The organism is Streptomyces sp. NPDC056361, assembly GCF_042262805.1.
GTDB lineage: Bacteria > Actinomycetota > Actinomycetes > Streptomycetales > Streptomycetaceae > Streptomyces.
The window spans coordinates 1-9,772 of sequence record NZ_JBHJQI010000212.1; the positions used below are offsets into that span (position 1 = coordinate 1).

Genomic DNA, 9,772 nt, shown 5'->3' on the forward strand with positions numbered 1-9,772 from the left:
CTTTGTACCCGCAGGTCGGACCGGTGGTCCGGGGACCGAAGGGTGTTCCGGCCGCGGGCTCTTCGGGCCGCGAGGTGTGACGTACGCCGCTTCTGCCGCTTCCGGTGCTTCCGCCGCTCCGGTGCTCCCGAGGGCCAGGAGGCGCGCCCCTGGCCCTCGGGAGTCCGCACGGTGTGCGGCGGGCCGTCAGACCGCGTCGGGGTCCACGTCCAGCTCGATGTGCGCCGCCGCGGCGAGGGCGTTGCGGTACGAGTCCTCCCGGGTCTCGCCGACGGCCTGGACGTAGCCGACCCGCTGACTGTTGCTGTGCACGTCGGCGCTGACGGCCTCGCCCGGCTCCACGTACATGCCGACGGAGCGGCAGCCGGGTGCCGCCGCGGCCGCGTCGAGGCCCGTGACGCCGCGGAGACGGCCCGTCACGGGGGACGTGATGCGCAGCTCGGTCACCGCTCCGCTCGGCGTGAGGGCGGGCACGGCCGCGCCCGTCAGCTTCGCCACGACGACCTCGGCGGGCCGCAGGCCGGACACGTAGCCGATGGCCTGCTGCATGCCGGCGCCGACGAGGCGGGCGTTCGTCTCCAGCAGGCGGGGGCCGTCCTCGGTGAGGACGAACTCCAGGTGGAAGGGGCCGAAGTCGTAGTCCAGCGCCCGGAGCGTGTCCCGTACGAAGTCCTCGGCGCCGGGGCAGGGGGGCTCGGCGGCGAAGCGCAGCGCCAGCTCCACGAAGTACGGCGGCTCGGTCATGACACGGTCCGAGTAGCCGAAGACGGTCAGTTCGTCGGCGTCGACGAAGCCCTCCGCGCTGAACACCGGGCCGTTGAGGACCTCCTCGAACAGCAGGGTCCTGCGGGGGCGGACACCGCGGCCGTACGACCGTGCCATGTGGCTGCGGGCGACGGCGGCCACCTGCTCGTCGCTCTCGACCAGGGCGACGTCCCAACTCGACGCGCCGTCCACCGGTTTGACGACGCACGGGTAGCCGATCGGCGAGGACGGGGCCTCCGCGTCGGCCGGCTGCGTGGCCCAGCGGACGTCCTCCACGCCCGCGCGTGCCATAGCGGCCCTGGCGGCGGACTTGTCGCGGCGTATGGCGGCTCCGTCCGGGGCGGGCCCCGGGAGGCCGTACTGGCGGGCCACGCTCGCCGCGACGCCGACGAAGCTGTCCACGGAGCTGTGGACGGCGGCGACCTCGCCGCTCAGCGCCACGAGCATGCGGCCCACGTGCTCCGGGCTGCTGGTGTCCGTGATGAGCCAGGCGTCCACCAGGTCGTCGAAGGCCGATCCGTAGAACGAGCGGTCGGCCGCGACCACCGCGGTGCGGTGGCCACGCGCGCGTGCGGCGGCCAGGAACTGCTGACTCGGAGCGGTCAGCCGGTCGCCGGCCGACGCGAGCTCACGGGCGCCGCCGGGCAGGGTGTGGAGCTCGACTGAGACGAGCCATGAGTTTCCCACGGGAGGGTCCTTCCGAAGGGAACGGGCGCAGGGCGCTCCTGCGCGTGGATGCGAACGTGGCGGGGAAGGGCGCCGGCGCGTGCGGCCGGCGCCGGTCATGCGAGGGCGAGGGGCAGCAGGGTGTCGGAGAGGGCGTCCGGGCGGTCCCCGAGCTGCGCGGCCGTCCGTTCCCACTCGTCGCGGTTGAGGACGGCCGCGGCGCCGTCGTCCGCGGCCGGCAGGTCCGCGCCCGTGACGAGGCCCCAGAGCAGCAGGACGCGCGCGCCCCGGCGGATCTTGGGCTGGAGGGTGCCGATGCCCAGGTGCACCTCGCGGACGCCCACCGCGTACGCCTGCTCGATGGGCCGGTAGTAGAACAGCTCGAAGTACTCGGCGGCCGACGCGCCCCGCGAGTGGTCGAAGCCGTACGCCCGGGCGGCGATCTGCGTCGACGTGGCGAAGGTCAGGGCGCAGCCGACCATGGCGGGGCCGCGGCCGCAGGTGTGCACCGTCGCGGTGCGCCCGCAGGTCTCGGACTGCTGCCGCATCAGCTCCGTCATCGCCTCGTCGGCGGCCTGGTGGCCGTGGTGGCTCTGGTGGGAGGCGATGAGCGGGCCCATGGGGCGCCAGACGTCCCGGAAGGCCTCGGCCCGGTAGGTGTAGCCGGCTTCGAGGAAGGTGCGCCGGTCCTTGCGGATCTGGCGGCGCTGGTTGCCGGTGGCGGCGGCCAGGTAGTCGTCGAAGCCGTCGCCGGGCAGGCCGATGGCGCAGTCGGCGGCGAGCAGTCTGGGCCGGGGGAGACGCGCGTACGGCAGCAGCCGTCGGGTGTCCTCCTCGCCGAGGTACAGCCACCACGCGTGGCCGTCGGCCTCGTCGGCCGCGAGCCGGTCGACCGCCGCGACCAGCTGGTCGAGCGCCCTGTCCGCGTGGGGGTGGGAGTGGTCGAGCAGGAGTCGGTTGGCGTGGCCCCGCCGGTTCCCGACGAGCAGGACCGGTCCGTCCTGCGCGAGTCCGAGGTCCGGGAACACGGTGGAGGGCCGGTAGCGGCCGCTGCTCTCGCGCGCCACGAGATAGGCGCTCGCGGCGGCGACCAGCGCGCCGTCCCCGTCCCCGTCCCCGTCGCGGACGAGGACGTAGTACGCGCGTGCGTGCGGATCGAGTTCCTGGTAGGCGGCCCAGTCGTGTCCGGCGTAGAACGATCCGCCGGCGAGGGCGTCCCACTCTGCGCGCGGGACGTCCGCGAGGTTACGGGTCAGGGTGACGTTCATGCGGCGCTCTCCCCGACCGGAGTGAGGACGACGGCGCGCCCCGTCCAGCTCGACCAGAAGCGCGCCGCGGGCACGGCCGTGTGGTCGGCTCCCCAGCGCGAGGGATCGGCGAAGCCGGCGTACACCTCGCCGTCCTTGTCGAACTCGCCGGTGAACAGCACCAGATGGCCGCCCTTGCGGCCGTCCTCGGGGAAGCGGAACGAGCACGAGACGATCGACGGGGTGCCGGCCGCGGCGAGCTCCTGGAGGGGCTCGGGGCCGCCGAACGGCGAGGCGTGGCCCTGGAGTCCGTACGCGGCGGCCAGGCGGACCAGGCCCGCGTGCAGCCACCCCTGGGGGGTGTGCGCGCCGAGGGCGAGGCCGTGGTGCAGCAGGGGGAGCCGGTCGGGCACGGCGAGACCGTGGAAGTCGAGCAGCATGCGCAGGCATGCCAGTCCGCAGCACCGCTCCCCCCACTCGTGCGGTCCGTCGGACGGCCACACGGCGTCGGGATCCGCGATCTCCTCCGGGGTGAAGTGCTGTCCGAAGCGTCGTACGGCGAGCGGCTCCCGGAGGAGCGGTGTCGGTGTGCCCGGTGTGCCCGGTGTGCCCGGTGTGCGGGGGGTGCGGGGGGTGTGAGGGGTCATGCGGCGCTCCCTGTGGCGGTCGGAACGCCGACGGGACGCACCGCGTCGGCGGGATCGACCGGGGTGGATGCATCGGCCGGGTCGGCGGGATCGGTCGGATCGGCCGGATCGGCGGTCAGGCGGTGGCCGGCTCGGCGGGCGCAGGCGGCGGTGAGGACGCCGGCGACGGTGAACAGCGCGCCCAGCCACAGCCAGCCGGCGGATCCGTGGTCGAGGACGACCAGGGAGAGGAGTCCCGGCGCGAGGCTCCGCATGATGCCCGGGCCCAGCGCGAAGACGCTCTGGTAGGCGCCCTGCGCGGTGTCGGGGGCGAGTTCGAAGCCGAAGTAGAACCCGCTGGAGGACTGGGCCAGTTCGCCGAGCGTGAAGACGACGGCCCACAGGAGCAGGACCGCTACGACCGCCGCGCCCGGGAGGTGCGCCGTCAGGAACATGAGGCCGCACGACAGGGCGAGGAGCAGGCCCGCCCTGCGCGCCTGGCGGACGGCCGCGGGCAGTGTCGCCGCACTGCGACCGGCCCTGACCTGGAGCAGCACGACGAGCACCGTGTTGACGAGCACCAGCAGCGAGACGGACCAGGCGGGGGCCGACGTCCGCGTGACGACCCACAGCGGAAGGGCGAAGGAGAGCGTGCTCACGTGCAGGGAGAGGAGCCCGTTCGCGGCGGTGACGGCCAGGTAGCCGCGGTCGCGCAGCGGCCGGGGCGTCCGTGCGGCGGGCACGTCGCCGACCGATCCGCCCCGCTTCAGCGGTGCCCGTGCGGGCACCCGGGAGACCAGCGCCGCGGCGACGAGGAAGAGCAGCGCGTTGCCCAGGATGAGGGCCCGGTACGCGGTCGGCGTGCCGAGGGACAGGGCGATGCCCGCGAGCAGGGTGCCGCAGCCGAGACCGACGTTGGTGGCGGTACGGAGCTGGGCGCGGGCGGTGAGCCGTTCGGCGGGCGGGGCGACGACGTGGATCAGGGCGCCGACCGTCCCGGAGATGCCCCGGTCGGCCACGCCGCTGATCACGGCGACCACCATGAAGCCCGTGACGCCGTCCACGAACACGTAGCCCGTCATGGCCGCGGCCTGGAGGAGCAGCAGCCCCAGGTAGACCGGCTTGGCCCCGACGCGGTCCGCGAGCTTCCCGCACACCACCATGAGGGCGAGACCGACCGCCGTGGCGGTGCCGAGCCCGAGTGCGACCTGCCCCGAGGACAGGCCGATGACGCGGGTGAAGAACAGCGCGCTCCCCGTGAGGTACAGGCCGCTGCCGACGGTGTTCACCAGGTTGGCCGCCGCGAAGCGCCGGAGTCCGGGGTCCGACGGCAGGAGTTCGAGGCTGCGCAGGGCGGCTCGCATCAGGACACGGTCCAGGGGGCGGGAGTCGCCCGCTTCACCGCCTCCGCCAGCAACCCGATCACGAGCTCGTCGTAGGAGATTCCCGCTTCGGCGCAGGAGACGGGAAGGTTGCTGTGGCGCTGGAGGCCGGGAATGGTGTTCGTCTCCAGCGCGTACGGGACGTCGTCCGCGTCGACCATGTAGTCGACGCGAATGGCGCCCCGGCAGTCCAGGAAAGCGTGCAGGGCTTCCGCGCCGCGGGCCATCTCCTTGACGGTGTGCACCGGGAGGTCGTCGGGGACGCGGTACTCGATGGCCGGGGCGCCGGCGCCGCCGAGTTTGGTGGATTCGTCGTAGTAGGCGGCGCTGGTGACGAATTCGAGCGGCGGCAGGCACGTCAGGCCGTCGTCGGAGGGGACGACGCTGATCGTCATCGCCCGCCCGGTGATGTACTCCTCCAGGAAGCACCGGGTGAAGCCGCGCTCCGTCATGTCCGCGAGGGCCGGGGCGAGTTCGTCGCTCCGCTCGATCAGGCGGAGTCCGACGCTGCTGCCGCCGTCCACCGCCTTCAGCATGGCGGGCAGCGGGAAGTCCGCGGGGACGACGGCGGTCTGCGGCGACAGGAGCTGCGAGCTGCGGGGCGTGGCGATGCCCAGGTGCGCGAAGACGGCTTTGGAGACCAGCTTGTCCATGCCGACGCTGCTGGCGAGGACGCCCGACGAGGTGTAGGGCACCGAGAGGAAGTCCAGGAGGCCCTGAATGCGGCCGTCCTCTCCGTAGGGCCCGTGGACGTTGAGGAATGCCGCGTCGAATCCGGTGATCCGCGTGACGAAGTCGGGAGCCGTCGGATCCAGGTGCTCGCAGTGGACACCCGAGTCGGTCAGGGCTTCGAGGAGGGCCGTCAGCGACCACTGGGCCCGCGGCACCGTGCGCAGGTAGAGGGCGTCCTCCTGCGAAACCGGGCCGGCGACGACGGCCACACGTTTGCCGCGAAGCATCTCCCGGTCTCGGACAAGGTTCTGGGCAGGCATGAGGAAGTTCCATTCGATGCGCGTTGCACGTATCCGTTCCTCGGGAGTAAACCGCCTGGCCGGTCTCCTTCTCAAGATCAATATGGAGTGGGGGTGCGACGCGCGCGAGTGTTCCGCGCACGGAGGGTGCTTGTTCGCCTCGAGTTCGGGTGGAAGGGGTCGACGGCGCCCCGGGGCGGCGGAATTTTCACGTCGCCCGTGGATGGGGTCGTGAACTCGCCTTACACGCGCACTTGTTGCGTATCACCTGGGGCGTTGTCCCCGGGGAGGAATGCCGGGTCGGCGGGATGGCCTCAGGTCGGCCCTGCGGGGGTCGCTTGGGTGGTGGGGTGCGAGGCGGCAGGTGGCGGGAGGGCGTGACGGTCACCCAGGGTGACTGGTGGGAGTATGTCACGTCGGTGATAACGGCACGCTTAGTCTGTTTATGGGGCGGGGTGCGACCCGGCTCTGCGGGTCGCACCCCGCGTTTCATGTGAGGGGTGCGGTCAGGCGTGGGCGGGCCTGATCGGGCCTGGTCAGGTGTGGGCGGGCGTGGTCAGCAGGTCTGGGTGGACCTGGTCAGGCCGCTCAGCGGCCCAGCGTCGCGTCGACCTGCGCCATGACGCGCTGGGTGTACCCCCGGGCGTCGGCGGCCACCTTCGGGTTCTCCTTCAGGAGGCGCTTCTGCCAGTCGGATTCGACCGTGTGCATGGTCTCCGAGACGGCGAAGGCGTTCCGGCAGGTCACGTCGGCCTTGGCGGTCTCGATGGCCTCGGCCGACTTCCCGCCGCTCGGCGCCCAGCGCGGGTCGTCGTTCGCCGCCCACGGGTCCTTGTAGTCGAAGCCCTTGGTCTTCATGCAGGACGACCACTTGGCGAAGACCGCCAGCGTCCGCGGGTCGGTGAGCATGCCGTCCCAGGACCGGCGCTCCAGCTTGGTGATCGCGTCCTCGGAGGTGTCCAGGACACCGGGCGTACGGGTGCGCCCGACGAGCGCCTGCTCGGTCTCCCCGGCGCAGCCGGCGGCGGGCACCGCCTTGCCGTTCACGGTGGGGGCCGCGGCCGTGCGGGCCGCCGCCGCGTTCCCGTTCCGGCCACCCGGGCCGTAGAGGGCCAGCTCGGTCTCCGGGCTCAGCTCCGCGTCGGCGCCGAGGGAGGACCGGGCGCTCTGGGCCCCCGCCTGCGCGGCGTCGGGCCAGCCGTAGCCGTAGGCCGACACCTTCGCGAGGTCGTGGTCCCCGTACCGGACGTCCATGCCGTTCTTGGGTCCGGCGTGCGCGGCGGGCGCCGCCTCGGCCCAGGACTCCGGAGCGGCGAACGGCGCGGCGACGCCGAGGCGGTCCAGGCAGGCCGCCGCCTTCTTGGCCTTGGCCGCGGTGAGGAGGGTGCGGTTCACGTCGTTGCCGTTCACCTGGTACGCGCGGATGGGCAGCGTCCAGGTGGACGGGTCGTCCGCCTTCGGCGCGACCTCCGGCGTCCGCCAGAGTTCCGCCGCGGAAGCAGCGGAGACCTTCGGCGGAGAGGCGGGCGGCGTGCTCTCCTTTTCGTCGAAGGAGGCGATTCCGACGACCGTGGCACCGCTGAGGGCTGCCACGGCGAGTGCGGCGACGGTCGGCTTGAATGCCTTGCTCTTGCGCATGGAAGACGGCCCTTCGGTGATTTCCTTCTCGCTCAGCATCCCGAACCCATCCATTCGAACGAGGCGTTCTCGTTGTACGTGTTCACCAGGTTCTTGTAGTTGTCCGCGGCGATGTCGTCGTAGACGCCCTTGAAGTAGCTGTTGAAGTGGACGCGGGCGATGCAGGCCCGTCCGTAGTCCTTGTGGTTGTGGGCCGATGCGGCGTTGTTCTTCACGCCCTGATTGCTGCCGGCGCCACGGTTCGGACAGAAGAGGAACTTCAGGTAGCCGGGGGTGCCGTCATCGGCGCCGAAGTTCTCCTCGCTGTATCCGAACTTCGTCCACGAACCATTGAAATTCGAGTTGTAGAACAGCTGGAACTTGAAGGTGTAGGCGTCCACGCAGTCATTGGGAGAGACGTTCCAGTCGTTCGCCTGGGCGGGGCTCGACATGAGTGCCGATGCGCAGGCGATCCCTATAGCGGCGGCAATGGACCGCTTTTTCAACTTGAGCAAGATTTCCCCCATTGACGACGAATCGCCCCTCGCGGTATCGAGTGGACGGAGACACGGGGATCAATCTTTGATTCCCTATGCATCGATCGCCAGAAAGAAATCAGTCAACTCGCCGGTGCGCGGTGACCGGAAACGATCATGGGAGGGCTGCGACTTTGGTCGTCGGGGGGCGCTACGAAAGAGAGGCGCCAGGGACCGGGTTCGCTGCCTAGGGTGCGAGCGTGGACGAGATGGCGAAGTCGGGGAGTCGGGGTGCGGGCCGGATCGGGGCCCGGATCGCCGACGGGTGGGCCTGGTTCCTGGTGCCCGGGCAGTGGTCGGGGCGCAGGACCACCGGTGAGGTGGCGCTGGCCGTGGTCGTGGCGCTGCTCGCCGCCGGGACCGAGGAGCTCCTGGGCGGCGAGGGGTGGCGGCTGGCCGCGGTCGCCGCCGGTGCCGCCGTGCTGTCGCTGGTGCGGCGGAGACTCCCCGCGAGCACGCTGGTCGTGGCCGCCGGACTCACGCCCTTCGTGCCCGGTCTGGGGCCGCTGCTGCTGGTGGTCGGCTGGTCGTCCGGCCGGTACATCGTGGGTGCCGGGCACGCGCTGACCGCGTACATCGCCGCCTTCGTGCTGAACGTCGGGGGGACGCTCCTGGAGTCCGGGGACCGGCAGCGGCTGCTCCTCGTCGCCTTCATCGCGACCCTGTACTACCTGGGCACCACGCTGGCCCCCGGGCTCGCCCACCGCTACTGGACCCAGCGGCGGACCTTGCTGCACGCGCTCCAGGAGCGCAACGCCCAACTGCTGCGCGAGCGGACCATGGTGGCCTGGCAGGCCCGGCTGTGGGAGCGGCAGCGGATCGCGCAGGACATGCACGACAGCCTCGGGCACCAACTGGCCCTGATCGCCGTGCACACGGGCGCCCTCGAGGTCGACCGGGAGCTCGGCGAGCGGCAGCGCGAGGTGGTCGGCGTCCTGCGGAACGCGTCGGTGACCGCGATGCACGAACTGCGTGAGGTCGTCGGGATACTCCGCGACGGCATCGAGGCCCCGAGCGGTCCGGCGCCCGCCCGGGCCGGGGACGAGACGGGCAAGGCGGCGCGGGGCATCGCGGGCATCGAGGGGCTCGTGGAGGCGGCGCGGGCCGCCGGCACCGCGGTCGGGCTGCGCCGGCTCGGGGAGGAGCGGTCCCTGGCGCCCGCCGCCGACCACGCCGCGTACCGGATCGTGCAGGAGGCGCTGACCAACGCCTACAAGCACGCGCCGGGGGCGTCGATCGGCGTCGAACTGCGCTACGAACCCGACACGTTCGTCGTGGAGATCCTCAACGAGGAGCCGTCGGAAGGGCCCGCCGCGGACGTGGTGAGCGGCGGCCAGGGACTGACCGGGCTCGCCGAGCGGGCCCGCCTGGTCGGCGGCATGTGCCACGCGGGTCCGGCCGACGGCGGCGGGTTCCGGGTGGCCGGGATGCTGCCGTACGGGGCTGCGCCGGTCGCGGAGGCAGCGCCTTTGGTCGACGAGGCCGACGACTTCCGGCAGCAGACCACGAGGCCGCTCGCGGGGGATGGTCGTCCGGTCGCGGTCGGACCGGCCGACTGGACTGTCACGGAGCGGGAGTTGGCGATGGCGGTACGCGGGGGAAAGAGCAGCAGCACGGGCGGTGCGATCGCGCTGGGCTGCGGGATAGCGTTCGCCGCGCTCGTCCTGCTCGTGGTCGCGGCGGGCTTCGGCCTCTACTTCCTGATGGGTTCCGTGCAGGACGGGATGATGGATCCCGAGCAGTACGACGCGGTGGAGGTCGGGATGCCCGAGAAGGAGGTCAGGGACCAGCTGCCGTCGGGCGACTCGATAGCCACGGTGGGCCTGAACAAGGACGGGCCCGCGCGGCCCGAGGGCCAGGTCGTGGTCACCGTCTTCGTCAACCCGCTCCAGTTCGGCGAGGCCGCCGACCTCGACCGCTACCCCCGCACCCTGGACGCCGACCTCGCCGTCGCCACGGAGG

The 9,772-nt window shown here is 72.3% G+C and carries 8 protein-coding genes; 1 reads left to right on the forward strand and 7 read right to left on the reverse strand.

Annotated elements, in window-relative coordinates:
- Window positions 1-186: 186 nt before the first annotated feature.
- The 7 genes from ACFCY7_RS37835 to ACFCY7_RS37865 all read right to left on the reverse strand — a co-directional run bounded on the left by ACFCY7_RS37835 (window position 187) and on the right by ACFCY7_RS37865 (window position 7,726).
- On the reverse strand, window positions 187-1,452 hold the full coding sequence (locus tag ACFCY7_RS37835) for an ATP-grasp domain-containing protein (protein ID WP_376490622.1): 1,266 nt from the start codon (window positions 1,450-1,452) through the stop codon (window positions 187-189).
- 95 nt (window positions 1,453-1,547) lie between these two features.
- Window positions 1,548-2,699 carry a peptidogalycan biosysnthesis protein gene (locus tag ACFCY7_RS37840; protein ID WP_376490623.1) on the reverse strand — a complete coding sequence of 384 codons (1,152 nt, stop codon included), beginning with the start codon at window positions 2,697-2,699 and terminating at the stop codon, window positions 1,548-1,550.
- Window positions 2,696-3,325 carry a hypothetical protein gene (locus ACFCY7_RS37845; RefSeq protein WP_376490624.1) on the reverse strand — a complete coding sequence of 210 codons (630 nt, stop codon included), beginning with the start codon at window positions 3,323-3,325 and terminating at the stop codon, window positions 2,696-2,698. Before ACFCY7_RS37845 ends, ACFCY7_RS37840 begins: the two co-directional genes overlap by 4 nt.
- The gene (locus ACFCY7_RS37850) at window positions 3,322-4,668 is read right to left on the reverse strand and encodes an MFS transporter (RefSeq protein WP_376490625.1); all 1,347 of its coding nucleotides are present in this window, start codon (window positions 4,666-4,668) and stop codon (window positions 3,322-3,324) included. Before ACFCY7_RS37850 ends, ACFCY7_RS37845 begins: the two co-directional genes overlap by 4 nt.
- The gene (locus ACFCY7_RS37855) at window positions 4,668-5,678 is read right to left on the reverse strand and encodes a D-alanine--D-alanine ligase (protein WP_376490626.1); all 1,011 of its coding nucleotides are present in this window, start codon (window positions 5,676-5,678) and stop codon (window positions 4,668-4,670) included. The genes ACFCY7_RS37850 and ACFCY7_RS37855 overlap by 1 nt, the downstream gene beginning before the upstream one ends.
- A 567-nt stretch (window positions 5,679-6,245) precedes the next feature.
- Window positions 6,246-7,295 carry a hypothetical protein gene (locus tag ACFCY7_RS37860; RefSeq protein WP_376490627.1) on the reverse strand — a complete coding sequence of 350 codons (1,050 nt, stop codon included), beginning with the start codon at window positions 7,293-7,295 and terminating at the stop codon, window positions 6,246-6,248.
- A 32-nt stretch (window positions 7,296-7,327) separates the two neighbouring features.
- Window positions 7,328-7,726, reverse strand: coding sequence for a hypothetical protein (locus ACFCY7_RS37865; RefSeq protein WP_376490628.1), 399 nt, complete (start codon window positions 7,724-7,726; stop codon window positions 7,328-7,330).
- A 293-nt stretch (window positions 7,727-8,019) separates the two neighbouring features.
- On the opposite strand from ACFCY7_RS37865, the gene ACFCY7_RS37870 reads away from it, so the two are divergent.
- Window positions 8,020-9,772, forward strand: a 1,753-nt coding sequence (locus ACFCY7_RS37870; protein ID WP_376490629.1) for a pantoate--beta-alanine ligase, incomplete at its 3' end; no start/stop codon positions are given.